The organism is Bifidobacterium sp. ESL0825 (assembly GCF_052606465.1).
Window position 1 is genome coordinate 875804 of record NZ_CP199589.1, and the last position, 26945, is coordinate 902748.

The following is a 26945-nucleotide window of genomic DNA, read 5'->3' on the forward strand; positions in this document are numbered from 1 at the left end:
CATAGGTGCCGCGTCACAACAGATACGAGACTGACCGCATCTGCCGGTCGGCAAGGTCAGTTTAGGCCTATCGATAGGGCAATTGCAAAACGCCGAGCCGAAATTCGGGAACTTTTGCCATCGAATTCCCTTTGTCGTCCGGCTGGCTGAACCTCACTGCATGAGGATGGCTTCCACCGGAGTGGAGGCCACGGAGGACTGCTCAACCTGGGTGATGCCCAGCAGGCTGGCCACCTCCTGGGCGGTAGCCTTGTCGGCCTCATCACGGTAGCGGACCGTGCTTACGCCAGGCAGAGCGCCCTGCGGGTTGGTTGCCGTGACCGCAGTGTAACCGGCATTGACCAGGACCTGGCGCTTGCTGCCCGCATGCCCGGTGATCCTGGTTCCGTTGATGATGGCCACCTGTGTGCCCCTGTTGACCACAGGTGCCGGGCTGCTGCTGGATGCACTCGTCGAAGGCGATTGCGAGGGCGGCTGCGAAGCCTGCTCCTGGGAGGATTTTTCAGCAGAGGTCTTGCTGTCTGAGGCGGAGGGGGATGCAGACCGCTTAGGCACATGGCTGCTGATGACCCGGGAGGCATCAGTGTGCGTCTGCTGCCAGGGCAGGGAGCCGCTGACTGCAGCCCATAAGCCCAGTCCGCACAGCACGGCCAGGACAACCACCAGCAGGTAGGGCAGAGCCCTGACCGGCAGGGAACGGGGCCCCCGATGCACACCGACCGGCCCCTTGGGAGGGTTGTCGAACGCATCATGAACCTGAGGGCGCGCCTGCGTCCCATTGTCGCGCGTGCTAGCCATGAACTCTCCTCCGCTCCACCGGATCCTGAACCATTATATGTAATGGGACGCCGGAGCAGCATCCCGCTGACCATCCGACGTTCCCCGCAAGCCCGGGAAAGCCATAACAACCCTGACCGGCTCATATCACCAAGCGATATAGTGACCTTATGAACAGCAGCCAGCCTATTGCCGCAACCTCCCCCGCGCCGACGAACGGAACCGGTACCAACCCTCCGACCATAGCAGGAGGCCAGAGCCGAACCCATCGCAAACCTCTGAGCGCCTTGGTGGATCCTGGCTGGGCCAAGGCTCTCGCTCCTGTCGAGCCCAACATCCACCGGATGGGCGACTTCCTCAGATCCGAGCTGGCCCAGGGCCACCGCTATCTGCCTGCCAGCAAGAACATCCTTCGCGCCTTTACCATCCCCTTCGACTCAATCAAGGTCCTGATCGTGGGCCAGGATCCCTATCCGACGCCCGGGCATCCGGTGGGCCTGAGCTTCTGCGTGGACCCTGCCGTCAGCCCCATCCCCGGCTCCCTGCGCAATATTTACACCGAGCTCAGCTCCGACCTGGGCCTGCCCACGCCTTCCAACGGCGATCTGACGCCTTGGACCAGGCGAGGGGTCATGCTGCTGAACCGCTGCCTGACTGTACGGGTGGGCAAGCCGGCCAGCCACCGGAACAAGGGCTGGGAGGAGATCACCGACGCCGCCATCCGAGCTCTGAACGACCGACGCGACCAGGAGGGCAGGGTCCGGCCCCTGGTGGCCATTCTTTGGGGAAGGCAGGCCCAGAGCCTGGAGCCCCTGCTGACCAATGCGGCCATCATCAAATCCCCGCATCCCAGCCCCATGTCGGCCCGATACGGCTTCTTCGGATCACGCCCATTCTCCAAGGCCAACCATGCCCTGGAGGCCATGGGCGCCCAGCCGGTGGATTGGTCCCTGACCTGATTCCAGCTGGCTGAATCGTCAGGAAATGCCGTTACCATGTCTGCTATGGCATTATTCCCACCTCGACCCAGTCAGTCCCCATCTGTTCAGCCTGCTCAGGACCGGCAGGTTCCGCCAATCAGCCAGGACGACCTGCAACGTTGCCGTCAGTTGGCCGACCGGATCAGGACCCGCTTTTCCAGGACTCTGGTAGGCCAGGAGAACCTGCGCGAGGCCCTGATCCTGACGCTGGTGGCCTCAGGACACATCCTGATCGAATCCGTGCCCGGCCTGGCCAAGACCACCGCCGCTCAGACCCTGGCCACCTCGGTCTCCGGCAGCTTCAAGCGGATTCAGTGCACGCCCGACCTGATGCCCTCGGATCTGGTAGGCACCCAGGTCTACGACTTCTCCACACAGCGCTTCTCGACGCAGCTGGGCCCTATCCACGCCAACTTCGTGCTCCTGGACGAGATCAACCGCTCCAACGCCAAGACCCAGTCAGCCATGCTTGAGGCCATGGCCGAGGGCGCCACCACCATCGGCGGCGAGCGCATAGCCCTGCCCCGGCCCTTCATGGTGATCGCCACCCAGAACCCCATTGAGGAGGAAGGCACTTACAACCTGCCCGAGGCCCAGATGGACCGGTTCATGCTCAAGGCCGTCATGACATATCCTGATGCCGACCAGGAGACCCGAATGCTGCAGATGCTGACCAGCCGAGGCACCGATATGCCCGGCAAGGACGATCGGGACGCCTTGACCATTGCCGATGTGGACTTCCTGAGGCAGAAGGCCCGGCAGGTCCACGTGGCACAGCCCATCATGCGATATGCAGTCGATCTGGCAGCCACCAGCAGGGGGGCTGGATCGCGGCCCATCCAAGGGTTGGCCGAGCAGGTGAGGCTGGGAGCCAGCCCGCGTGCCTCCATCGCCCTGGTGCGCATTGGCCAGGCCAGAGCCCTGCTGACTGGCAGGGATTACGTCATTCCCGAGGATCTGAAGGACTGGGCCCATTCGGTGCTCCGCCACCGGATCCTGCTGACTTTCGAGGCGCAGGCCGACGGCATCAGCAGCGACGACATCATCGACCAGATCGTGGACACGGTGCCGGTGCCATGAGCCGTCGACGCTCGAATCGCGACCCGGTCCGCAGACGGATCGAGTCCTTGGACACCAGTCTGCGGCTTCCCACGGTGCGCAGGGCCCTTGGGCTGCTGGAGGGCGAGCATTCCTCTGGCCGACGCGGCGGCGGCGACGAACGTGCCGACCTGCGCGCTTATGAGTTCGGAGACGAAACCCGCATGATCGACTGGCACGCCAGCGCACGGATGGGTCGGCCCATGGTGGTGGAGCGCGAGCGCCTGGTTACCAGCAAGGTCTGGCTGCTGCTGGATGTCGGCCGCGAGATGTCTGGAACGTGCCCTGACGGGGAGCAGGCCATCCAGGTGGCCGCCAACGCCCTGTGCATGTTCGCCTCCCTCTGCCTGCGCCGCAGCGATGAGGTGGACCTGGTCCTGGTCGATTCATCCGCCATCCGCCGCATACCCTGCCAGGGGGGCTTCGCCCGATTCGAACAGACCCTGGACCGGGCTCTGGAGTCACCGCTGGATCAGCCACGCAACCTTGAGGCACTGCTGGGCTACGCTGCCGGCATCCAGGACCGGCAGGCCATGCTGGTCATCGCCACCGACCAGTCGGCATTGCACGTTGACCTGATGCCGACCATCCGACAGTTGGCAACCACCCACCCCCTGAATTTCATTGGAGTGGAGACTATGAATCCCCTGCGCCAGCAGCCCCCTATGGGCTCGGTGACGGATGCGCCCAGCGGACGCAGGATCCCGGCTTTCCTGCGTACCGCAAACGGCACGCGAGCTGTGGACCTGCACAGGCGCTATCAGATCGAGGCCTTTAGCCGGGAACTGGCCAGAATCAGGGCCTCGCTGATCCGGGCCGACTCCAGCACAGCCATGTTCAACAGGTTCATCCACCTGCTCTCAGCCGGCCGACCAGGCATTCCCATGCGACGGACGGTGATGGCGGCATGAATGCTGTCGTCCTGATTCGTCTTGCGTCCGGTCATGGTCGAATCAAGATCATGCCCACCATGACCCAGCCCACATGGCTGCTGGCTCTGACGACGACCGCCATCGTACTGGCCCTGGCCCTAGCCGGAGCGGCCATTCTCCTGCCTAGGTTCCGCCGTCAGCAGGAAGGGCACCCGATCCAAGCGAGCTCTGACTCCCCCGATGCATGGCGTCAGAGGATCGATCAGGTGGTGGCCCAGTACGACAAGGGCCATCTGGACCGTGACCAGGCCATGACAGCACTGGCCGCTATCGCTCGTGGATTTGCCTCCCGTTCCTGGAACAGCGACATGAAGTCCAAGACTTTGGCCGAAATCCAGGCTCAGCCCCGTACGCCGAGCACCCGGCAGGGTCTGGACCTGCTTCGACAGACCATAGATGCCCTCTACCCGCCCGAATTCGCCCTTCCCAAGGACAGCGAGGGAACTGACGCCACGGTGAATCAGGCAGCCGAGTGGGTACGGGATTTGATTGAACGGTGGCCGCGATGAGCATAGGCAATCTGTCCTGGCGGTGGCCATGGCTGCCGATACTGGCTTTGGCCCTGGCTCTGACGTTCGGCCTGCTGGCCTACCGTATGGCAGGTCGTGGCAAGCCTGATCAGCAAACAGGGGCACGGGTCTGGACCTTGAAGAGCGATCTGGACACCGATGAGGGCCATGAGGCGCTGAGGCGCTGGCGACGATTGAACCGTTGCGCCGCAATCCTGCTCTCTCTGGCCCTGCTGATGGTTTTGAGCCTGGCTGCCAGGCCCGCCCGGGTCGATCGGACATTGGAGCAGGGTCATAACCGCGATATCGTGCTATGTCTGGATGTGTCCGGCTCCACCTTGCCCTACGACAGGCAGGTAATCGCCTCCTACCTCGACCTGGTCCGCAGCTTCCGGGGCGAACGCATGGCTCTGAGCATCTTCAACTCCACCTCGCGCACCGTCTTCCCCCTTACCGATGACTACGGCATGATCACCGCCGAATTGAGCAAGGCACGGCGGATCCTGGACGGGGTGCAGTCCCAGGACCGCATCGATGCCATGAGCGGACGACAGTACCAGGACATCAGCGACTGGCTGGAGGGCACGCAGAACCGCCGGGACACCACCTCACTGATCGGCGACGGGCTGGTGGGTTGCGCTGCGCTCCTGCCGCAATTCGCTCCCAAGGGCCAACCCGGACCGGCAAAGGCCGACCAACGTTCGAGCTCCCTGGTCCTGGCCACCGATAACGTGGTCTCCGGCAAACCCACATACACCCTGGAGGAGGCGCTCAAGCTGACCTCGGCCGCAGGAATCGCGGTGGACGGACTCTATTCGGGACCGGACCAAGGCACCGAGGCGGAGAGCACACGGCAGATGCAGCGGCTGATCGAAGCCCGCGGCGGCATCTTCCTTAGACGGCAGGACGGGAACTCCATCAACGCGCTGGTCCGCCGGATCGAACATCGCCATGGAGCCGACCCACGCCAGCAGGAGCAGTCCAGCCTGGTGGATGCACCCGGCTGGTGGACCCTGGCCCTGGCCCTGGCGCTGTCCGGATATCTGCTCCTGGCCTGGAGGCTGAAGCGATGAACATACTCAAGTCCCTGACCTTTGAGCCTGCCCTGGGCTGGGTGGCCGGCGGCCTATTGTCGGGCCTGCTGCTGCTCCTGGCCATTGCGCTGGTCATCCATGGACTGCGCAAGGGCCGGGATACGGATGCCGATCGCTGGGCCTTGGCCCGGCGCACCGCCATGGTCCTGATCCTGGCCCTCATGGTCCTGACCCCCAGCACCGTCAGCAAAACCACCAACAAGGCCGTCAACGCCACTGATGTCTTCATTGCGGTCGACGTGACCGGATCCATGGCAGTCAAGGATGCCGGATATGGGGCCCAGGACGGCATAAGCCGGTTGGAGGCGGCCAAAGCAGCCGTCCGCGACCTGGTCGACATCTATCCGGATGCATCCTTCTCGGCCCTGAGTTTCGGCGCCTCGGCCAGCGTCGATCTGCCCCTGACCCCCGACGTGCGAGCTGTGGACAACTGGGCCCGCGGGCTGGCCACAGAGCCCACCTCCCGTTCCTCCGGCTCCAGCTTGGATGCTCCTCTGGATCGGCTGACTCTGGCATTGAAGCAGACCAAGGACCAGCATCCCAACGACCGGATCCTGCTCTATCTGATCAGCGATGGAGAGCAGACCGGCAGAGACGAACGGCGATCCTTCAGCGTACTCAGGGAAGGGCTGGACGAGGCCTTTGTCCTGGGAACCGGCTCAGCCAAGGGAGGCACAGTGCCGTTGACCTCGGACGTCGGCGGCAGCGGCGACGGAAGCTGGGTGACGGATCCGCAGACCGGCCAGCCGGGCATCTCGGCCATGGATCCGGACACCCTCAAGGCCATGGCCGACGAGATGAGCGGCCACTATCAGGCCCTGGCCAAGGGGGTCACTGTCCGCGAGGGCGCTACAGCTTCGGTCTCCAAGCGCTACCGGGTGACCACGGTCGACCAGGTGCGCCGACATGTCACCCCGCTGGTCTGGCCCTTGGCACTGGTGGAACTGGTCCTGATCCTGGTTGAGGCAGGGCAATGGGTCCGTACTTCGAGGAGATTGCTATGAGCAGGAACACCCTTCGACCGCGTCTGGTCCTTGTCGTTTTAGCCCTGATAGCAGCGCTGGCCGGGACATGGGGCCTGATCAACGTCAGAGCCATCGCCACTTACAACGAGGCCACTCGCACACTGAACACCAGCATCCGGCAGGCCCGAAACCCACAGGCAGACCCGGCAGCAATCAAGGCGCTGCAAGATCAGGCAGACCGCCTTTTCGCCCAAGTGGAGCGGCCGGGCCCCTTGCTTCTGCCGAAGACCAGGCAGGCCGCGCAGGCCAACCAAGCGACCAGCACTGCGCTGACCCAGCGTACGGAACGGGTACTCAAAAAACAACAAGCAGACAAAACCAAGAATGGGCAGGATGGAAAGAGCGGATCAGGCAAGGGCTCATCCTCTGGGTTGACCAAGCAGCAGGAAGCTGAGGTAGAGGATCTGCTCAAGCGCAACCAGGAACAGAGCGATCCCTCCTCGTCCCCCAGCCCAACAGGCAATACGGGCGGCCACCAGGATCGGGAAAAGAACGTCAAACCCTGGTGACCGGCCTCACCAGGCATTGCTCGATCATTTTTCGAAGACCCGTCCCCATCAAAACAGATCAGGCAACATCCGACCACATGGCCCAATCGACGCCATGCAAGCATGACTGCGGTGATGAAGTAGACGCATGGACAAGTCATCACCATCGTCACTACCCACCCTGGGCCCCTTCCTCGAGCAGCCCTCCTACCTGTCCTATCCTGAGGCGGCCGGAGCCTGCCCCTGCCACGCACGGGTGGCCCGCTGCCGGACCATGCTGGCCGATATGGCTCGGCAGTCGCGAACAACCCTGGTCCACCTGAGCGAACTAGCCGACCAGGCTCTGAGGGTCGACTGGCAGGGAAAGGCCGCTCAGGCCTACCGGGCCCAGGTACGGGCCATGGATGCCCTCTGCCAGGATCAGCGTGTCCAGGCAGGACGCACCCTGAACCTGATCGATCAAGAGAGTCGACCATGAAGCGGACGGTCACCGCCGCACCCGATGCCAACGGTTACACCAGCACAGAATTGGACCACCTGACCGGCATGGCGGACCGGCTCAACCAGGCAGGCGGAGCCCTGGCCACCCTGCAGACGCAATGGATTCTCACCAATCAGGCCATCCGCAGAACCATGCCAGGGTTGCCCGCCCTGCCCTGCACCCAGGCTGCCGTGCCGCCGCCAGGTCACGCCCGTCTGCCCCTGGACCTGATGGTGACCTTCTGCAGTGGCCAAGCTCAGGCCTGCGAAGATCTCCGCACCAGGCTCCAGTCTGTGGCCGATCGGCTGACCAAGGCCTACGGGTTGTACTCGCAGGCGGAATCATTCATGGAAAGGCTGATAGACTCCCTGATGTCCAAGGCCTTGACCCTGTTTCAGCCTATTGCCCCGTTCATGCTGGGAACCATCGGTCTGAGCTTGGGGGCAGCTAAACTGACCGGCAAACTGGATGCCTCGCAATTCCAGGAATTTCTGGAAACTACGGCCGGCATCCATCAGCCTCTGCTGGCCGCCGCCGCATCCGACCTGACTTCAGACCACCATGATCCTATTGGCAGATTGGTCACCGGTCCAGGCCTGCTGGTGCCCTTCGTGCTCGCCCATCTTCAGGGTGACAGGCTCACGATGGATCCTGTCCAGCCTCAGGGCAAGGGGTTGGGCGAGGCTCATGACATCGCCACCGCTCTGCGAAATCTGGAGAGCTTGGGATCCTGCCAGGACGGCATTCCTTACGCAACCATCGCTGTACAACGATATCGGGAGGCGGACGGCAAGGACCGTTGGCTGGTCTACATACCCGGCACTAGCTCCCATCTCGATTCGCCCATCGGCTGGTGCCAAAACATCCAGCTCATGAGCGACAAGGCTTCAGTACGCGAAAGGGCGGCCTCCCTGCGTCTGGTGGACCAGGCCATGCGGGATGCCGGGGTGCGCCCGGACGATCCGGTCAGCCTGGTGGGTCATTCCCAGGGCGGTATCGTGGCCGCCACCATGGCCTCGGATCTTTCCAACCGCTACCGCTTCGATCACATCGTGACCGTCGGATCGCCCATCGCCCATCGCCAGATAGGGTCAGACACCTGGGTCACCAGCGTGGAGATGCGCGAAGAGCTGGTCTCCAGTCTTGATGGAGCCGACAACCCCTCCCGGCCCAATCAGCTGACCGTGAGGGGAAGAGCGGGAGGACCTCCCCCTCCAGGTGGCAGCCGGACTGGCCAGACAGTGACCACTGCCGGACCCGGCAAGGAATCCACCCATGGCATGGCCTACCAGCGGGCGGCCTGGGCCGATGCCCGAGATCTGAACTCACCAGCAGTACGACGTCAGGACGACCACTTCGCCCATGCCATCGAGGGCGATCTGCAGGAGACCCGCTATTACCGCGGCAGGCTGCAGCGATGAGCAGGACACGCGGTCCACCAGAAGCGCCCATGTCGATTCCTGCTGGTTGACCCGGTCGTCTAGGCTGGAGGCATGAACCTGAGCCGAATCACCCCAGTCATCCCCCTCAATCCCTTGGACGGACGTTACCGCAGGCAGACCGCCGATTTGGTGGACTATCTGAGCGAACCTGCCTTGAACCGCGAGCGCATGCGGGTCGAGGTCGAATGGATGATCATGCTGGCCAACGGCTACCAGGGCAACGGCCAGCACCCGGTCCTGCCGGGCGTAGAGCCCCTGACCAAAGCTGAGCAGGCTTATCTGCGAGCCATCCCCGAGGATTTCGACGCCGACGGCATCGCTGAACTGGCTGACATCGAAGCCCAGACCCACCACGATGTCAAAGCCGTGGAATACTACATCGACCGCCGTCTGGAAGCTGCAGCCACAGCCCTTGGCCCTGAGTCCCAACTTCCCGGGTTGACACCCCTGGTCCACTTCGCCTGCACCAGCGAAGACATCAACAATCTGGCCTATGCCCGCTGCATCCGAGGCGGGGTCGAACAGGTCTGGCTCCCCAAGGCCACCCGAATCGAGAGCCATCTGGCGACCATGGCGGAGCAATACCGGGATCTGCCCATGCTCGCCCTGACCCACGGCCAGCCGGCCACGCCCACCACCCTGGGCAAGGAGATGGCGGTCTACGTCCACCGGCTGCACCGGCAGCTGGATCGGATCCGCCATCAGGACTACATGGGCAAGATGAATGGCGCCACTGGAACCTTTGGCGCCCATCTGGCCGCCCTGCCGCAGGTGGATTGGATCGATCTGACCCGGGCCTTCGTCACAGAACGGATGGGCCTGGTTTGGAACCCACTGACCACTCAGATCGAGTCCCACGACTGGCAGGCCGAGCTCTTCGGCAACATCGCCCACCTGGGCCGGATCCTGCACAACCTGGCCGTGGATGTCTGGATGTACATCTCCCGCGGCGTCTTCGCCCAGGAACCCGTCAAAGGCGCCACCGGCTCCAGCACCATGCCCCACAAGGTCAACCCCATACGCTTCGAGAACGCCGAAGCCAATCTGGAGATCTCAGGAGCCCTGCTGGACACCCTGGCCACAACCCTGACCGAAACCCGCTGGCAGCGGGACCTGACCGACTCCACCACCCAGCGCAACATCGGTTCGGCCCTGGGCTACAGCCTGCTGGCTCTGGACAACCTGGACGGCGGTCTGCAGACCATCCACCCAGACAAGACACAGATGGCCCGCGAACTGGACAGCAACTGGGAGGTCCTGGGCGAGCCCATACAGACGGCCATGCGGGCCGCCGGACTGGCTGGACGCTCAGGCATGGATCACCCCTACGAGCAGGTCAAGGAGCTGATGCGGGGCAAGAGGATCGGCCGGGAGGATGTCGAGCACTTCATCGACGGCTTGGACCTGGACCAGGACACGGCCAGTCGGCTCAAGGCCTTGACGCCGGCAACCTACACCGGTGCAGCCGGAACCTTGGTGGACTTCGATCGCGACTGACCATGACCCCGTCCCAGTCGACCATCACCCCCGAGGACACCGATTCCGCCGACCCTGTGCAGGAAGACCAGGTCGTCATTCGGGATACCCCACCCCAGCGGGTTCATGATGCCGAAGACCTGCTTCGAGCCCTGGCAGCACTGATCCTAGGAATCCTGGTCACTCTGGCAGCTGTCTATCTGAAGGGCATAGCCGCCGGGGTCGAGTCGGACATGCGCCAGGCCGGCAATGCCATGGACTGGCTCATGGACGTGCCCACGGCCTTCCTTCAGCAAGCAGTGACCGTGACCGTCGTCCTGGCGGTGCTTGTCCATCTGCTGGTCAACAGGGAATGGATCCAGGCCATCACTGCCCCCTTGGCCATGTTCCTGGGCTTCGGGCTGGTCATGCTGACCTCCAACCTGATCCTGAAGGCGGGCAACCCGACCCTGATCGCCTCATTCAACTCCCAGAACGCCATAGGGTCTCCCGTCCTGCTGCCTGACTTCTATGCCGGTCTGGCTGCCTTCCTGAGTGCAGCAGGACCCCGTCGACTACGCAGCTCGGTCAAGTGGGGATGGAACGCTCTATACGTCGTGGCCATCATCATGGTCGCCATATCCTCCAATTCGGCCAGTGGGGTTCTGGTCTCGCTGATCCTTGGCCGAATCATGGGCATGGTCGTCCGATACCTGGCGGGCACGCAGAACAAGGGCGCTTGGGGGCAGGGCGTGGTGCAGGCCATAGCCTCCATCGGCATCCATGCCGCCAGCCTGGAGCGTCAGGATCCCAGTCTAGACAACGATGGCCAGCCACTGCCCGCCCTCGGCGACGACCTTATCGAGGCCTCCCGCATCTACAGGGCCCGTGACAGGGATGGCCGCACCTACACGGTTTCGGTCATGGACGGCCAGCTGCACACCATGGGCTATCTGATGCAGCTCTGGCAGTGGATCAAACTGTCCGGAGTCTCCATGCGCCGGGACCGGTCGGTCAGAAACTCCATGCAACACCATATGGCCATGCTGACTGAATTGCGGGATCTGGGACTGACCACCCTGCACCCCTATGGTCTGGCGGAGAGCGCCGAATCCTCAATTCTGATCCTTGAGGATGATGTCCATCTTGGGCCCTTGGAACCTGAGAACCTGGACGCCGACAGGGCCAAGCAGCTGATGGACTATCTTCGCCGGGCCAACGAGCGCGGCTTCACACACCGCCGCATACGCCCAGAGACTCTGGCCGTGGACCAGTCAGGCTCCGCGGTCATCGCCGGCTGGGAGAACGGCGACAGCGCCAGCTCCCAGGCCAACATCGCCCTGGACCGGATCCAGCTTCTCGCCCTGATCGCCGCGATGATCGGCGTGGACCAAGCCATCACGGCCGCCCGCGCCTCCTGGGGGGTCAAGACCCTGGCGGGGCTATCGCCATTCTGCCAGATGGTGGCCATTCCCTCACAGACCCAGGCCCTGCCTGGCTGGGATCGACAGATTCTGACTAATCTGCGCAAACAGCTGCAGACCTTGGCTCCTCCTGAGTCGGTGGCTGAGACCGGCCAGGTAACCCTCTCACGTTTCAGTCTGCGCAGCTTCGTGGCCCTGGCCTTGCTGGTAGTAGCTGTCGCCGTCATCGTCACCCAGTTCAATCTGCCCCAGGTCATCAGCGCCGTCCGCAATGCCAACCCTTGGATGGCTGGCCTCTCCTTCCTGCTGGGATCACTGTCCTGGGTGGGCTGCGCAATTACCCTAGGAGTCTTCATCGACCCGGCCAAGCGCGATTTCAAGGGCATTTTCCTATCCCAGGTGGCCTCCTCGTTCACCTCGGTCTCCATGCCCGCCGGGGTGGGGCCGGCTTTCGTCAACCTGCAGTTCCTGCGGCGGGACGGTTATGACAACACCATGGCCACGGCCATCATGAGCGCCGTGGTGGCCGTCCAGTTCGCGACCACCTTCTGTCTGCTGATCGGCATCGGGCTGTTCACCGGGCGCAACACCCTATCCGGGATGATCCCCACCAACACCCTGGTCATCGTCATCGGTACAGTGGCCATCATCGCAGCCCTGATCATGGCCGTGCCTTACACACGGCGACTGGTCATGGAACGCCTGATGCCCATCGTGGCCTCCTACGCCCGCCACCTTATAGAGATTCTGACTCAGCCCAGGCAGCTGGTGGTGGCCGTGCTTGGGGCTGTGATGCAGTCAGCCGCCCTGGGCATGAGTTTCTGGGCCGCCCTGATGGCCTTCGGCTGCCGGACCAACGTTTTCGAGACCACCTTCGTCTTCCTCCTGGCCAATACGCTGGGTTCGGCTGTCCCCACACCCGGCGGCCTGGGAGCCATAGAGGCGGTGCTCTTCTCCGCCTTCCGCCTGGCAGGCGTTCCCTCGGGCGTAGCCATCTCGGCCACTCTGGTCTTCCGGGTGGCCACCTATTGGCTGCGCATCCCCTTGGGAGCCTTGGCCATGCGCTGGCTGAGCAACCATAATCGCATCTAAAGGGCCCCTCGGACACTTTCATTCCCAAGGCCCTCAAAAATCGCTTGATGAAATGTCGGAAACCCCCGGAAAATGCGGTGTTTGGGCCTAATCTGCGGTAATATCAGTCATTGACCGTTGGGCTTTCCCCAAATCAAGCAATGGGAGGCCCCCGAAAGAAGGATGTTCTATGGCATACAACAAGTCTGATCTCGTTTCGAAGATTGCGCAGAAGTCCAACCTGACCAAGGCTCAGGCGGAAGCTGCTGTCAACGCCTTCCAGGATGTCTTCGTCGAGGCCATGAAGTCCGGCGAGGGTCTGAAGCTGACCGGTCTGTTCTCAGCTGAGCGCGTCAAGCGCGCCGCCCGCACCGGCCGCAACCCCCGCACAGGTGAGACCATCAAGATTCCGGCCAGCTATGGTGTGCGTATCTCTGCCGGCTCGCTGCTGAAGAAGGCCGTCACCAACAAGAAGTGAAACAAGCCTTTCTGCAAGGGCCCTGACATCCATCCACGGATGCCAGGGCCCTTCTTGTTAGGACAGACCTCATTGAAGTCCCGCAGCGCAAACCGGGCTTCTAGGCACCAGGCTCTGCGGCACTCTTCAGAAAATCCATCAGGGAGCGGTATCGGGACGGGCCCAGATGGTCGAAGGGGTCAGGCAGGTCTACCTCGACTCGGCGGGAACCCCCTAGGACCAGCTGGCTCCAGTCGCATGACCATGTGCGTGTTCCCCGGTCTGCAGCACGAACGAAGTCGCCACGCAAACGAGCACGGGTATCCTGCGGGGGCTGATCCATGGCGCGCTGCACCTCGGAATCGTCGACCGGCGAGCGCATGAGTCCATGACTGATCAGGCCAGGGAAGGACCTTCCCGCACTCAGATCGTGATAGTCCAGGTCCAGGGCCTCGTCCAGATCACGTCCGGCGCCTCGTCGACTCAGCCCTTGGAGCAGCCGCAACTTGGCAGCCCAATCCACCCAGTCAGCCAGATCCTGCCAACGCCCGGCGTCCAGCGCATCCAAGGCCGCTCTCCAAAGTCGCAGGGCACGCAGAGCCTGGGGCCGGTCGATGCCTATATCCTCCTGCTGGTCCACCAAGGCCTTGCAGGCCGACCAATAGGCCTCTTGCAGACCCAGAGCGCTGATGTTGCCGGTCTTCGTGGAAGCCTGCAGCTCGAGGGTTACCCGGCCGGTCCGATCCCGGCTGACGGCTCGGACCGCTGCACCGGGATCAGCCAAGGCCCAGTCGGCCAGCTCTGGCCGTCGGCCCCGGCGGTAGGCCTGATCGATCAAGTTCAGGACCAGGTGGGTGCTGGCCATCTTGAACCAGGTGGCCAGCGGCGACCGGTTGGTATCACCCACGATCACATGCAGACGCCGCCACCGTTCGGGATCAGCCAGAGGCTCGTCACGGGTGTTGACCATAGGACGGGCACGGGTTGTGGCCGAGGAGACCCCTTCGTCCAGAAAATCGGCCCGCTGGCTGAGCTGGAACCCGTCTGGGCTCAGACGACCCGCCCCGGTGATCAGCTGTCGGGTGACCAGAAAGGGGACCAGGCAGGCTCCGATCATGTCCAGGGGGACTCGCCGGTCCAGCAAATAGTTCTCATGGCAGCCGAAGGCATGGCCTTGGGCATCCACATTGTTGGCAAAGAGGTGAACCTTCACCGGCCTGCCCAGGTCCTCCGCCAGGCGTTTCTCGGCGCGCTCCGCAAGGTCGGTCACGATCCGCTCACCGGCCAGCACCTGGGTCAGGGCCGTCAGCGGATCGCGGGCCTCCGCCGTGGCATACTCCGGGTGGGAGCCCACGTCCAGGTAGAGTCGGGCGCCATTGGGCAGATAGATGTTGGTTGACCCGTGCTTCTCAATCAGAGGGCGGAACATGGCCATGGCGACCCGGCCGGCAGCGTAAGGTCCACTGGCGCCGGTCAGGCTCAGTCCGTATTCGGTCTCGATGCCGAATATCCTGCGAAAGTCCGAGTCAGCCCCCTGCCCGTCCGCCATGGATCACTGGCCGCCCTTCTGGACAAAGCCCTGCACATACTCCTTGGCGTTGGTCTCCAGGGTGGTCTCGATGTCATCAAGGACCGCATCCAGGTCGGACTCAGCCGTCTGACCCTGTTTATGCGCCCCGGTCTGCGGCAGATTCTCTTCCTGCTCCTGCCGCTGCCCGGCTGCCACATGCCGTCCCTGCTGGGATGCCTCAGCCATGGTCGCCCTCCTTTCCGGCGCGGATCAGCGCCCGCTCAGATACGTGTTCAAATCCCCGGCGATAAGCCCGTTGGTGGCCACCACGTCGTTGCTGCCCTCCCAGCGCACGTGCCCGCCGTCCCAGCGCCAGAGGGTACCCTTGGCCTCCCGGACCACGACAGCCGCCGCAGAGACCGCAGGGATGTCCCAGGAGTGCAGGGCCGGTTCGAAGTAGGCATCGTAGCTGCCGTCCGCCACCCGGCACAGATCCAGCGAGACCGGACCCACGCGCTTGATGTCGGCAGGCTTGCCGGCCATGCGCGAGACGATCTGCAGGACCTTTTCGGACTCGTTGGGGAAGTAGGACATGCCGAAGCTGATCACTGACCCGTTCAGGGTGGTCATCGTGGAAGGAATGATCTTCTCCCGCTTGTCGCCCACAATGGTCCGTCGGATCCTGATGGCGCCCTGGCCCTTGGCGGCCAGATAGGTCAGGCCCAGGACCGGTGCGTGCACGATGCCCAGGACCGGTGAAGCGTGGCCCTTCTCGTCCACGGCGAAGAGGGAGATGGTCAGCGTCCATTCGGCCATGTTGCGCACATAGTTGACCGGACCGTCGATGTGGCCCAGGCACCAGTAGCGGCCGCCTGGACAGCGATTGCCGGCCTCCTCCTCCCAGAAGCCGTCCATAGGATCCAGGGCAGCGATCTTGGTCCGGCAGTAACGGATCAGGCGCGTGTCAATGCCCGGCGAGAACTGGGTGCCCTGGCCGATGGCCGAGGTGGAGCGGGGGTCGTGGGGGTTGATCTGGTCCTGGAGGGCATGACGGCCAGCCTCCACAGCAATAGTGGCGGCCTGCATGGCCAAATCGCGCAATTCCATACTTCTCTTCTCTTTCAAACGGGTGGTCGAGACATTGCCGACCGTGATCCACCGGTGGTCGTCCGGTCGGATATCGGACTGTTTTCTGCGCTACCTGCAGTATATGTCGCGGTCATCCCGGCAGGAAGACCTTGTATGACCCAGCGGATCGGACAGATCCACGATCCTGGTTTGAGGCTCCCCCTCCGGTCCCTGCTCCTCAAGAATGACACGACTCCAAGAGACGGCTTTGACCGCATCAGGGCAGCGGTGCAGCAGCTGGGAACGGCACCAGGCACGAGTCTGCTCCGGCCCCTGGTCCATGGCCCTGGTGATCTGGTCGGGATCAGCCAGTCGCTGGATAGATCCTTGCAGTCGCCATGGCAGATCACGGCCGGGGTCCACCCGTGCCCAGGCCAGATCCAGCGCGGCCAGACGGGGATCCGACCAGTCGGGCATGGCACGGCGGCGGCGCAGTCGCTCCAAGAGCTGCCACTTGAACAGCCATTCCAACCTGCCTGCCTGGTCGTGCATGGCCAGACGAGCCTCCTCGTCGCCCGAACGCACGGCAGCCAGATCCGCGAGCACCTGGTCCCAGAGGTTCAGAACCCGGTCGTCGGCACAACCTGGCCGGTCGATACCCCTTCTGGCCTGGCGGGCCGCATCCAGCAATGCCTTTTGGATGGTCAGCGCATCGGCGAACCCCCCGTTTGCCAAGGCCAGCGGCTTGGTCAGAGCGACATCACGGGAAACCGTGTGCAGGGCTGACACCGGATCATCCAGCATCCAGCGATCCAGCAGTTCATCGACCTGACTGGTCGAATCATCCTCGGACTCCAAAAGCCCCAGCAGCAGATCGGTGGTCCCCAGCTTGAGGACCAGGGGCGCATCCAGCCGGTTGGCGTCGCCCACGATCACGTGGAGGCGGCGGCTGCCCGGCCCAGCATGGGACTCGTCCCGGGTATTGATGATCGGCCGCCCGAAGGTGGTCTGCAGTCCAATCCGGCTGGTCAGATAGTCGGCGCGCTGGCTGAGCTGGAAGCCGGCCTCCTCGCTCCTGGGCCCCAGGCCCACTCTGCCCGAGCCGGTGTAGATCTGGCGGGTGACGAAATGAATGGTCATCAGGGCCGCCACCCTGGCGAAGGGCACCGCCCTGTCCATCAGATAGTTCTCATGGGATCCCCAGGCGGCGCCCTTGCCGTCCACGTTGTTCTTGTAGAGAGCCAGACCTCCAGCCTTTTCCGCGGCCTGGGCCATCATCCGGTCACCTGCACGATCCTGAACCAGCGCGTCGAAGGCGTTCACCGTTTCCGCCGAGGCATACTCGGGGTGGGCATGATCCACGTAAATCCGAGCGCCGTTGGGAGCTGCCACATCGATCAGCCGGGCGCCGGGCGCATCAGTGAGCATGCTCGGAGCGGCAGCGGAACGCGGCAGCCGACCTCCCCTGGCATCATTGACCGGGTCCTCTTCCCCATAGTCCCAGCGGATGTGCGCCAAGGCCGGCTGAGCAGCGGCCCTTACCAGACGCAGGGCCAGAGTGCGTGGATCAGCGCCGGGATCCTGGGGGTCGGCAATGGCATACTCCGTCTCGGTGCCCATGACCCGCCCGGCACTCATGACCGCTCCCCTTGCCCGTCGACCGGGCGAACCTCCTGGACCTGCCCGGGGCGCAGTCCTGCCAGATCTGCCCACCGGTCCGGATCCTGGCCGCTGAGCTCCTCCAGAGTGTCCTCATACTGCCCACGGACCGCCCTGATGCAGAACTCGCGGTCCAGACCCACCTGCCGGCCCTGTTCGATGGAGGCCTTGACCGCCATGGTCTTGACCCGATCAACCAGGTTGTGCAGCATGGCGCCGGAGACCACAGACTCCAGGTAGAGCGGCTGCCAGCGGCCCGAGGCATCCATGACCTTGCCCAGCAAGTGGTCATCATTTCGAGCGAAGAGTCCATCGACCAGCACCTGGATCAGCTCCTCCGGCCCGGCATCATCCTGCATGGGCATGTCGGAGCCCAGATACTTGCCCAAGATAGCGGCCGACCTGGCCCTGTCGGGCCGATCGATGCGGATCTTGACATCGAGTCTCCCCGGGCGCAGAACCGCCGGGTCGATCATGTCGATGCGGTTGGAGGCGCCGATGACCATGACCTGGTCCAGGGACTCGACACCGTCCAGCTCGGTCAGGAACTGGGGGACGATGGTGGTCTCCACATCCGATGAGATGCCCGATCCCCGGGTGCGGAGCAGGGCATCCATCTCGTCGATGAAGACCACCACTGGTCCACCCTGGCCTGCAAGGCTGCGGGCCCGGGCGAACAGGCGGCGGATCAGCCGTTCCGACTCGCCCACGAACTTGTTGAGCACCTCGGGGCCCTTGACCGACAGGAAGACCCCGTGACCGTCCCTCTCCTGGGCCAGGGCGCGGGCCAAGGCCTTGGCGATCATGGTCTTGCCATTGCCGGGGGGACCGTAGAGCAGGACACCCTTGGGGGCCTGGAGCCCATAACGACGCATCAGATCGGCATGCTGGAAGGGCAGCTGGACCGCATCCCGGATCCGCTCGATCTGCCTGTCCAGGCCGCCAATATCCGAGAAGTCCACATCAGGAGTCTCCTCCAGCAGCATGTCGGACTGATCCGACTCAGGCAGAACAGCCAGGGCCAGCGAACAGCTTTCATCCATGAGCAAGGCGCTGCCCGCCTCGATGGGCTGATCCTGCAGAGAGCCTGCACGCGCAGCGACGCGAGTCTGCCCGGAGGGGTCTTCCACCAACAGAGCACCGGATTCCAAGGTCTCCCGCAGCGTGCGGACCTGCCCAGTCACCGGCTGATCGCCCACACGCACCACCACCATATCGGCGTTGAGCAGAACCTCCTGGCCTGCCCTGATCCGTTCGGCGCGGATATTGGGCGCCAGGGGCACCACCATCCGACGCGAACCGTTCAGGATCAGCAGGCGGGCCTGCTGCACCCCCTGGCTGTCATAGGCGACGGAATCCACGCCCAAGGCCAGGGCAGCCGTCAAGGGCGGCTGAGCCAACTGGGCCAACTGGCTCTTGGCCTTGGACAGCTCTTTCGCAGCCCTGGTCAGCGCCGCAGCCAGGGCACGGTTGCGCCGATCCCCGGCCAGATCCTGGGCATTTGCATCCTCGGCCTGCTCCTTGTCGGCCTGGTCAGCATCATCAGACTGCATGGCTTTCCTCCTTCATTCGCCCCTGGAATCCCCGCATGGCCTGGACAGCCAGCCGGTGGAAGAATTCAGCTGCAGCGGGCCCCGTCTTCCAAGCGAGCGCCACGGGCCCAGTCCATGGCCTGCATGGCGCGCTTGCCGGCAGCCTTGACCACCTGCAGCTCCAGAGGCAGGGTCTTGGTGCCCACCCAGAGGTGGCGACGATCCATTGCCAGCCGACCCGGCTCCAGATGCGAGGGAAGACCAGGCTCATCCACTCGGGCCGGAGCCGCCCTGAGCACGGTCAGCCCTGTCTGCCTGTCCTGCGGGTCATCGCCTTGCCGATACAGACACCAGGCTCCCGGTTCCGGGCTGCAGGCCCGAACCTGCCGATCCAGGGCAAAGACGGGCACATCGAAACGCATGTGGGCATCCTGGTGGGTGATTTTGGCGGCCACCTGGTAGGCGCCCTGCGTCTGCTCCTTGGGTTGAATCCGACCTTCCGCAAGGGCCTCCAGGCTGGCAGCCAGCAGATGGGATCCGTCCTCGGCCAGGCGATCCAGCAGCTCGCCCGATGTCTCGTGCGGCCCGATTTCCACCGTTGACTGGGCCAGGACGGGCCCCTCATCCATGCCGGCCGTCAGCCTGAAGACCGTGGCGCCAGTGATGGTATCCCCGGCCCAGATGGCCCGTTGGACCGGAGCTGCCCCCCGCCACTGCGGCAGCAGGGAAAAGTGCAGGTTGTACCATCCACCATCAAAGGCGTCCAGGACCGGCTGACGCAGGATCCGTCCGTAGGCCACGACGGCCGCACAGCTGGCGCCTGTATCCTGCAGACGGGCCGGAAAATCCGGATCGGATGGATTGTTCTCAAGAACGGGGATCCCCAGCCTGAGGGCCTCGGCTTTGACCGGACTGGGGTGCAGATGCCTTCCACGCCCCTGGGGGGCGTCGGGTCTGGTGAGCACGGCAGCAACCCGGAAATGCTCCTGATCGGCCGCCAGCAGTCTCAGCGATGGCAAGGCGACCTGGGGTGTGCCTGCAAACAGCAATGTCATGACCATATCGGCAATCTCCTTTTCATCTGACGGCTTCGGACCTCTGCACGTTCACTGCACCTGAGGAATGTTCACCCCGGCCTCGATCAGGGCGGTGCGCAGCCCGTAGGGGTTGCTGAATCGCAGGCTGCGGATGCCGGCCTTGTTGGCGCCGACTACATTCATACCCTTGTCATCCACGAAGAGGGTCCCGCCAGCCTGGATTCCGAACTGATCCAGGGCGTACCGGTAGATAGCCGGGTCAGGCTTGCTCATGTGGATGGGCCCGGAGACCACCACCCCGTCCAGCCTATGCAGGAAGGAGTCGCCGTCCCAGGCGTGATGGAAGAGCTCGGCACCCCAGTTGGTCAACCCCCAGACACCCAGGCCTGCCGCCTTCAGATCCTCCACCAGCATGCGGGCACCAGGCACCGGGCCGGCCAGCGAATCGACGAAGTGGTCACAGTAGTAGGCGAACATGGCATCCCAGGGGGATCCGCAGTTGGCGGCCACCCAGTCACGGGCCTGGGCGCAGGTGGCTCCACCGTCCATCATGTCGTTGGCCCGGTAGAAGCCGGAACGGCTGTCGTCCAGCATGGCTTCGATGCTCTTGCGCCCGTACCGGGCCACCATGGCCATCTCGGGCTGCCAACGAATCAGGACGTTGCCGAAGTCGAAGATGACCTGTTCAATGGGCTGACCCTGGCACTGAGCTGCTTCCTGCTCAGCCTGGATCACATCTGCTTCAATCTGGACTTCGCCCGGCCAGCCCTTCATGCCTCTCCGCCTTTCCCGAATTCGTTCATCTGCGCCTCTGCCTGCGCCCCCTCATGAAACCACGCCGCATAGACCCTGCAGAGATTCGCCTGGAGCGACAATCAGGTCAGATCCTTGGGATCCATCCGGAAGCGCAACTCCCCTCGCCCGCGGCCGGCCACGTACCTGGCCTGAGCCTGCTTGAGATCGTCAGCCAGCTTATCCCTGGAGCTGATGGGTACCCGAACCAGAGCTTGAACCCTATCCTGGGTTCCCTCCAAATAGTCGGCTTTCAGTGTGGATGGCGCCGGTATGGGCACAGGCCCAAGCAGGGCAGGAACAGACTCAGGACCGGCATCGGTTACTGCCTCCTGACCCGGTGCAATCCCGACGGCGTCCAGCATCGAGACGACGGCCTCCCTTTCACCCCATATTGCAGCCATACCGACCGCAGGGGGCATGGCCGTCAGCCGACGATCCTCCAGATCGGCAGCGGCCAGTACCGGCCCCTGCCAGGTCATCAGCGCCTGGGCCAGCTGGGGATCGCATTCCCCCAGCAGGAGCACCTGACCTCCCTGGGCCCGGGAGCGGCAGAAGGAAGCCACGCGCATCCAGGCTCCCAGGGTGTCCATACGCGCATCGACGCCAGGGGCATACAGGCTGGTCCAGGCGTCCAGAATGGCCACGGCCCGGTATCCCCGCGACAGCCGGGGCAGATCCGAATCGCCAGTGTCCTTATTGCTGCCATCCATGCTCGAGGCGACCACTCTGGGCTCGGCGCCTGGTGTGGCGATGACCAGACTGGGGCGATCCTGTACACACTCGACCACCCCGCGGGGCTGGCTGGGCGAAGAGATGACGATGGGCACATTCCTGAAGAGCATGCGCAGCTCCTGGGCCGTCCCAGCGGCGCCTACCCTGACCACCCGAAGCCGTGAACCCCCGCAATCCGGACAGGACCAGTCCGTAGCCGCTGCCCCGCACCAGGCGCATCGGGGCGCACCAGGCCGCCGTGCCCGCAGGGGCCCAGTGCAGCGGGGGCAACGAGCCTGATGATGACAGCGAGCGCAACTCAGGCTTTCGAAAATGCCGTCCTGCGGTATGGACAGCAGAACCGGACCACGCTCCAAGGCCTTGTTGATAACGGCGACTGCGGTATGGGGAACCCGGGCGCCGATGGTCGGGTCGGCCAGATGGCTCAGCTCCTCCCGGTTCAGCCAGCGGATCCAAGGCAGCAGAGTGGTCACCACAGGCCGGTCAAGCGTCAGGGCAGTGCCTGGACCGGTCACGCCAGATTCCGCTTCGGTGGCCTCGGGCAGACTCTCCCAGTGGGAACGCACGCTTCTGGCACGGGCCATGGCCAGGAAGACGCCGCCGTGGGCACGCGCCCGCAGCCTCAGCACTCCGCGGGCGTTGGCGTAGGGCATCATCCCATCGGCGTACTGGTAGCTGGCATCGTCCATCAGAGCGAAGAGGGCAGGACCCTCCACCGGGGCGTACATGGCAGCCCGCAGCCCGATGGCGCAGCGGACTTGACCGGAGGCCAGCGCAAGGTAGGCCCTGTAGCGCTCTGCAGGAGCCATGCCGCTGTCCAGAATGGCGAAATCACCAGACCAGCCATGAGCCTCCTGTTGACCAGGACCGGCGGCAACAGATGGGCCGAAGGGGCGCAACCCCAGCTGCTGAAGGACTGCGGACAGGTGGGTCACCTGACGGGTGCCCGGCAACACCATAACCGCCGACCGGCCGGCCAGCAGGGCGCCTATCAGCACCCTGGCAGCCAGCAGGGCGGCCTGGTCCATGCCGGGCAGAATGTCGGTCAAAAAGGAGCCGAAGTCATCATCTTCCAGCGACTGATCCAGTTTCTCCAACCCCCGATAGCCCGGATCAATCCTCTGTTTCAGATCCTTCTGCCGATGGGCCAGTCCTGCCACCCAGGCGGGGTCGGACGCCAATCGAGGCTGACCGGGAACCAGCTGCTGTTCCTTGTCGATGCGGGCCACGCGAGGGGGCAGGGCCAGCCGCAGAATGTTGGCCTCAGTGCCCCCATAGGCTCTGGCAATGGCAGTGATGTCCGCGCGCAGGGAAGATGAGATCAGGCTGCGATCCAGCACCACCCGTTCCAGGTAGCGCAAGGAGGCGCGGGGAACCTGGCTGTCTGCCACGCGTTCCCAGATGATGCCGTTGACTCTGCGCGCCCCGAACCGGACGCGAACCAGACATCCCGGCTGTGCATGATCGTCCTGGTCGGCATCCACTAGATAATCGAAGGTCCCGCCCAGGTGAGTGGCCTGCACGTCCAGCACCACCCGTGCCACAGGGAGTTCATCGGCCGGTCTGCGGGGAGGTTTCTTTCGACTGCTGCTCGAACGACGGCGCGGAGCGAGACCGTCCAGGGCGGGCTGACTGACGTCCTGCGAATCCATGGCTCCTCCCCTCGCTTTCACAATTAAGAGAGCCACGGCGGATTCCCCAGTCGATGACCCGGGAATCCGCCGTGGCTCTTGATGAACAGCTGCTACCTGGTCATGCCGATGGCGGCCTTGAGCTCGCCCACCTTGTCCACCTGCTCCCAGGTGAAGTCGGGATCCTCCCGGCCGAAGTGCCCATAGGCTGCAGTCTTGGCGTAAATGGGCCTCAACAGGTCCAGCTCATCGATGATGGCAGCAGGCCGCAGGTCGAAGACCTCGCGCACAGCCTCCTGGATCTGCTCCCGGCTGACCCCCTGCTCGGTGCCGTAGGTCTCCACGTTGACGCTGACCGGTTCGGCCACGCCAATGGCATAGGCCACCTGGACCTCGACCTTGTGCGCCAGTCCAGCGGCCACGATGTTCTTGGCTACCCAACGCGCGGCGTAGGCGGCGGACCGGTCGACCTTGCTGGGATCCTTGCCGGAGAAGGCGCCGCCTCCATGATGGGCCGCACCTCCGTAGGTGTCCACGATGATCTTGCGCCCGGTCAGTCCTGCGTCAGCCGCAGGGCCGCCCAGAACAAAGGATCCGGTCGGATTGACCAGCACCCGGTAGCCCTGGTGCTCGACGGCCTTGCCGCAGACGCGATCCAGCACAGGCGTGATGACGTGCTCCATCAACTGCTCCTGCAGCCAGTCATGCCCCACCTCGGGATCATGCTGGGTGGAGATGAGGACCGTGTCCACCCGGCGGGGCCGGTCCTCCTGATCGTATTCGATGGTGACCTGGGTCTTGCCGTCGGGGCGCAGGTGGGGGATGATCCCCTCCTTGCGGACCTGTGCCAGCCGGAAGGCCAGCTGGTGGGCCAGATAGATGGGCAGGGGCATGAGCGTGTCGGTCTCATCGCAGGCGTACCCGAACATGACTCCCTGGTCGCCGGCCCCCTGGGACTGGTAACGCTCCTCGCGGGTGGCGGCGCTCTCCTGGCTGGCCGACAGCCGTTCCACGCCCTGGTTGATCTCCTTGCTCTGCTCGCTCAGAGCCACGGTCACGCCGCAGGAATCCGCGTCCAGCCCGATTTCGGATGAGGTGTAGCCGATCCTGCGCAGCACCGACCGGACCTGTGACTGAATATCCGTGTAGCCCTGGGACGAGACCTCTCCGAAGACGAAGAAGAGGCCAGTGGCCGCCGAGGTCTCCACAGCCACATGCGAGTGCGGATCCTGGGCGATCAGATCGTCCAGAATGGCATCGGAAATCTGGTCGCAGACCTTGTCTGGATGGCCCTCGGTCACTGATTCAGCCGAAATCAGCCGTCGCTCTGTCATTTCATTCACCTTTGTCTAGAAACCGTCACCGTCCGAGGACCCTGCACTGAGAGTCGAAAGCTCAGTTGCCTTCGCTCAGATCGTCCTCGCCCAGGGTCTCTTCAAGCAGGCCCTCGTTGATCTCCCGGAAGGCGATGGACAGGGGCTTCTCCTGGTTCTGGTACTCAACCAGCGGGCCGACGTTCTGCAGCAGGCCCTCATTGAGCTGTGTGAAATAGGAATTGATCTGGCGGGCCCTCTTGGCCGCGAAGATAGAGAGCGCATACTTCGAATCGGCGTGCTTCATGAGGTCGTCGATGGGAGGATTCGCAAATCCCTGCGGATGGGGCTCGGTACCGAATGCCATAAGATGTTTCTCCAATTCAACTGGATGAACCATTCATTCAATCTGAATGATTTTACCGCCCGGGCTCGATTTTAGCCTCGCAGGCTTCTCTGCCGGGGAAAGCGGGGCGAAAAGGCCGAAAATTCCAACATGTGGTCATGTTCAAACCGCTGATGCCCACGTTCACTTGAATAAAACTATGCAGATGCGATCAGCCAAATTGATGAAGGAACGAGAGTTCGCGGGCGCCCGTGCTCTCTATCGTGCCGCTGGCGTCAAGGGTGAGGACTTCGGCAAGCCCATCGTGGCCATCGCCAACTCCTTCTCCGAGTTCGTGCCCGGCCACGTCCACCTGAACAAGGTGGGGCGCCTGGTCTCCAAGGCCGTCAAGGAAGCGGGCGGCATCCCCCGCGAGTTCAACACCATCGCCGTGGACGACGGCATCGCCATGGGCCATACAGGCATGCTTTACTCTCTGCCCAGCCGTGACCTGATTGCAGACGCTGTGGAGTACTCGGTCAACGCCCACTGCGCCGATGCCCTGATCTGCATTTCCAACTGCGACAAGATCACCCCCGGCATGCTCATGGCCGCTCTGCGTCTGAACATTCCCACGGTCTTCGTCTCCGGCGGCCCCATGGAGGCTGGACGTACGGTCATGCCCGACGGGACAGTCCAGGAGAGCACGGATCTGATCGACGTCATGTACGCCTCGGCTGACGACAGCATCGATGATGCGGGTCTGCTGGCACTGGAGAAGACGGTCTGCCCCACCTGCGGGTCCTGCGCCGGCATGTTCACCGCCAACTCCATGAACTGCCTGACCGAGGCCATGGGTCTGGCCCTGCCCGGCAATGGCACCACCTTGGCCTCGCACACAGCGAGGAAGATGCTCTTCGAGCGGGCCGGCAAGCTGGTCGTCGAGATCGCCAACCGGTACTACCAGGATGACGACGACTCAGTCCTGCCGCGTTCCATCGCCACCAAGAAGGCCTTCGAAAACGCCATGACCATGGATGTGGCCATGGGCGGATCAACCAACACCGTCCTGCACATCCTTGCCGCCGCACAGTCGGCGGATGTGGACTTCACCCTGGACGACATCGAGCGCATCTCACACACGGTCCCCTGCATCTGCAAGGCCTCCCCCTCCGGAGACTGGGAGATATCGGACGTCCATCGGGCCGGCGGCATCTGCGGCATCCTGGGCGAGCTGGACCGTGGCGGAGTGCTGCACAAGGACACGCATTCCATCGACTACCCGGATCTGGAGTCCAAGCTCAACGACTGGGACATCATGCGCCCCACCTGCCTGGACCAGGCCAAGGATCTCTACCATGCAGCGCCCGGCCACATCACCTCCCCCGAGCCCTTCAACCAGTCCAAGGAATGGGAGGATCTGGACACTGACCGCGTCAACGGCGCCATCCACGACCTGGATCACCCGGCCGTCTCCGAAGGTGGCTTGGCCATACTTCGCGGAAATCTGGCCCCCGATGGCTGCGTGGTCAAGACCGCCGGCGTGCCCAAGGAAATCTGGAACTTCCGCGGACCAGCCCTGGTGGTCGAATCGCAGGAACAGGCTGTGGAGGTCATACTCAATGGCACCCTGCACAAGGGTCAGGCCCTGGTCATCCGTTACGAGGGACCCAAGGGCGGCCCGGGCATGCAAGAGATGCTCTACCCCACCTCATTCGTCAAGGGCAAGGGCATCGGCAAGGACGTGGCCCTGCTGACCGACGGCCGCTACTCCGGCGGCTCATCAGGCCTGGCCATCGGCCATATCGCTCCTGAAGCAGCCAACAAGGGCCCCATCGCCCTGATCCGCAACGGCGACATGATCCGCATCGATATCCCCAACCGGCGTGTAGACGTCGAGCTGAGCGATGAGGAACTCGCCCAGCGCCGCGCTGAACTGGAGGCCGGCGAAGGCTATGTGGCCCACAGGGACCGCAAGGTCTCCCTGGCACTGAAGGCCTACGCCGCCTTCGCCCGCTCAGCAGACAAGGGCGCCACCCGCGACCCCGACCTGATCAACCGACTGTCAGGGCTGGACTGACAGACCAAAATCCCCCAATCGGGCTTTCAC

General features: G+C 63.8%; 24 protein-coding genes. 13 read left to right on the forward strand and 11 right to left on the reverse strand.

Going from position 1 to position 26945, the window contains the following annotated elements:
* Positions 1-153: 153 nt before the first annotated feature.
* A complete protein-coding gene (locus ACUIAG_RS03735; RefSeq protein ID WP_045924635.1) occupies positions 154-798 on the reverse strand; it encodes a LytR C-terminal domain-containing protein in 645 nt (214 codons plus the stop codon).
* Positions 799-947: 149 nt separating this feature from the next.
* Here ACUIAG_RS03735 and ACUIAG_RS03740 point away from each other — a divergent pair, with 149 nt between their 5' ends.
* The 12 genes from ACUIAG_RS03740 (at position 948) to ACUIAG_RS03795 (ending at position 13254) form a co-directional block, all read left to right on the forward strand.
* Positions 948-1736, forward strand: coding sequence for a uracil-DNA glycosylase (locus tag ACUIAG_RS03740; RefSeq protein ID WP_445340223.1), 789 nt, complete (start codon positions 948-950; stop codon positions 1734-1736).
* A 45-nt stretch (positions 1737-1781) separates the two neighbouring features.
* A complete protein-coding gene (locus ACUIAG_RS03745) occupies positions 1782-2837 on the forward strand; it encodes an AAA family ATPase (RefSeq protein ID WP_045925106.1) in 1056 nt (351 codons plus the stop codon).
* A complete protein-coding gene (locus ACUIAG_RS03750; RefSeq protein WP_445340224.1) occupies positions 2834-3766 on the forward strand; it encodes a DUF58 domain-containing protein in 933 nt (310 codons plus the stop codon). The genes ACUIAG_RS03745 and ACUIAG_RS03750 overlap by 4 nt, the downstream gene beginning before the upstream one ends.
* Positions 3763-4296: a hypothetical protein gene (locus ACUIAG_RS03755; protein ID WP_445340225.1), complete on the forward strand. Its 534-nt coding sequence runs from the start codon at positions 3763-3765 to the stop codon at positions 4294-4296. The genes ACUIAG_RS03750 and ACUIAG_RS03755 overlap by 4 nt, the downstream gene beginning before the upstream one ends.
* A complete protein-coding gene (locus tag ACUIAG_RS03760) occupies positions 4293-5369 on the forward strand; it encodes a vWA domain-containing protein (RefSeq protein WP_445340226.1) in 1077 nt (358 codons plus the stop codon). Before ACUIAG_RS03755 ends, ACUIAG_RS03760 begins: the two co-directional genes overlap by 4 nt.
* A complete protein-coding gene (locus ACUIAG_RS03765) occupies positions 5366-6394 on the forward strand; it encodes a vWA domain-containing protein (RefSeq protein ID WP_445340227.1) in 1029 nt (342 codons plus the stop codon). The genes ACUIAG_RS03760 and ACUIAG_RS03765 overlap by 4 nt, the downstream gene beginning before the upstream one ends.
* Positions 6391-6924: a DUF6466 family protein gene (locus ACUIAG_RS03770; protein ID WP_445340228.1), complete on the forward strand. Its 534-nt coding sequence runs from the start codon at positions 6391-6393 to the stop codon at positions 6922-6924. The genes ACUIAG_RS03765 and ACUIAG_RS03770 overlap by 4 nt, the downstream gene beginning before the upstream one ends.
* Positions 6925-7051: 127 nt before the next feature.
* Positions 7052-7381, forward strand: coding sequence for a hypothetical protein (locus ACUIAG_RS03775; protein ID WP_445340229.1), 330 nt, complete (start codon positions 7052-7054; stop codon positions 7379-7381).
* Positions 7378-8805, forward strand: coding sequence for an esterase/lipase family protein (locus tag ACUIAG_RS03780; RefSeq protein WP_445340230.1), 1428 nt, complete (start codon positions 7378-7380; stop codon positions 8803-8805). Before ACUIAG_RS03775 ends, ACUIAG_RS03780 begins: the two co-directional genes overlap by 4 nt.
* A 72-nt stretch (positions 8806-8877) precedes the next feature.
* The gene (gene purB / locus ACUIAG_RS03785) at positions 8878-10323 is read left to right on the forward strand and encodes an adenylosuccinate lyase (RefSeq protein ID WP_445340231.1); all 1446 of its coding nucleotides are present in this window, start codon (positions 8878-8880) and stop codon (positions 10321-10323) included.
* Positions 10324-10325: 2 nt separating this feature from the next.
* Positions 10326-12797 (forward strand): lysylphosphatidylglycerol synthase transmembrane domain-containing protein, encoded by a 2472-nt coding sequence (locus tag ACUIAG_RS03790; protein ID WP_445340232.1) that lies wholly within the window; start codon positions 10326-10328, stop codon positions 12795-12797.
* 169 nt (positions 12798-12966) lie between these two features.
* The gene (locus tag ACUIAG_RS03795; RefSeq protein ID WP_015022121.1) at positions 12967-13254 is read left to right on the forward strand and encodes an HU family DNA-binding protein; all 288 of its coding nucleotides are present in this window, start codon (positions 12967-12969) and stop codon (positions 13252-13254) included.
* Between the two features lie 100 nt (positions 13255-13354).
* Here the strand turns inward: ACUIAG_RS03795 and ACUIAG_RS03800 are convergent, their stop codons facing one another.
* The 10 genes from ACUIAG_RS03800 to rpoZ form a co-directional block, all read right to left on the reverse strand.
* The gene (locus ACUIAG_RS03800) at positions 13355-14782 is read right to left on the reverse strand and encodes a proteasome accessory factor PafA2 family protein (RefSeq protein WP_445340233.1); all 1428 of its coding nucleotides are present in this window, start codon (positions 14780-14782) and stop codon (positions 13355-13357) included.
* 3 nt (positions 14783-14785) lie between these two features.
* Positions 14786-14989 carry a ubiquitin-like protein Pup gene (locus tag ACUIAG_RS03805; protein ID WP_144085749.1) on the reverse strand — a complete coding sequence of 68 codons (204 nt, stop codon included), beginning with the start codon at positions 14987-14989 and terminating at the stop codon, positions 14786-14788.
* 24 nt (positions 14990-15013) lie between these two features.
* On the reverse strand, positions 15014-15850 hold the full coding sequence (locus tag ACUIAG_RS03810) for an inositol monophosphatase family protein (protein WP_445340234.1): 837 nt from the start codon (positions 15848-15850) through the stop codon (positions 15014-15016).
* A gap of 90 nt (positions 15851-15940) precedes the next feature.
* Positions 15941-17449, reverse strand: coding sequence for a depupylase/deamidase Dop (gene dop / locus ACUIAG_RS03815; protein WP_445340235.1), 1509 nt, complete (start codon positions 17447-17449; stop codon positions 15941-15943).
* Complete coding sequence (arc, locus tag ACUIAG_RS03820; protein ID WP_445340236.1) at positions 17446-19023, reverse strand: proteasome ATPase; 1578 nt, start codon at positions 19021-19023, stop codon at positions 17446-17448. Before arc ends, dop begins: the two co-directional genes overlap by 4 nt.
* A 65-nt stretch (positions 19024-19088) precedes the next feature.
* Positions 19089-20063, reverse strand: coding sequence for a methionyl-tRNA formyltransferase (gene fmt / locus ACUIAG_RS03825; protein WP_445340237.1), 975 nt, complete (start codon positions 20061-20063; stop codon positions 19089-19091).
* Positions 20064-20108: 45 nt separating this feature from the next.
* Positions 20109-20813 (reverse strand): HAD family hydrolase, encoded by a 705-nt coding sequence (locus ACUIAG_RS03830; RefSeq protein WP_445340238.1) that lies wholly within the window; start codon positions 20811-20813, stop codon positions 20109-20111.
* Between the two features lie 101 nt (positions 20814-20914).
* Positions 20915-23218, reverse strand: a complete 2304-nt coding sequence (locus tag ACUIAG_RS03835; protein ID WP_445340239.1) for a primosomal protein N' — start codon at positions 23216-23218, stop codon at positions 20915-20917.
* A 92-nt stretch (positions 23219-23310) separates the two neighbouring features.
* The gene (gene metK, locus ACUIAG_RS03840) at positions 23311-24531 is read right to left on the reverse strand and encodes a methionine adenosyltransferase (RefSeq protein WP_445340240.1); all 1221 of its coding nucleotides are present in this window, start codon (positions 24529-24531) and stop codon (positions 23311-23313) included.
* 61 nt (positions 24532-24592) lie between these two features.
* A complete protein-coding gene (rpoZ, locus tag ACUIAG_RS03845; RefSeq protein WP_015022131.1) occupies positions 24593-24877 on the reverse strand; it encodes a DNA-directed RNA polymerase subunit omega in 285 nt (94 codons plus the stop codon).
* 178 nt (positions 24878-25055) lie between these two features.
* Here rpoZ and ilvD point away from each other — a divergent pair, with 178 nt between their 5' ends.
* A complete protein-coding gene (ilvD, locus tag ACUIAG_RS03850; RefSeq protein WP_101432618.1) occupies positions 25056-26915 on the forward strand; it encodes a dihydroxy-acid dehydratase in 1860 nt (619 codons plus the stop codon).
* Positions 26916-26945 lie beyond the last annotated feature (30 nt).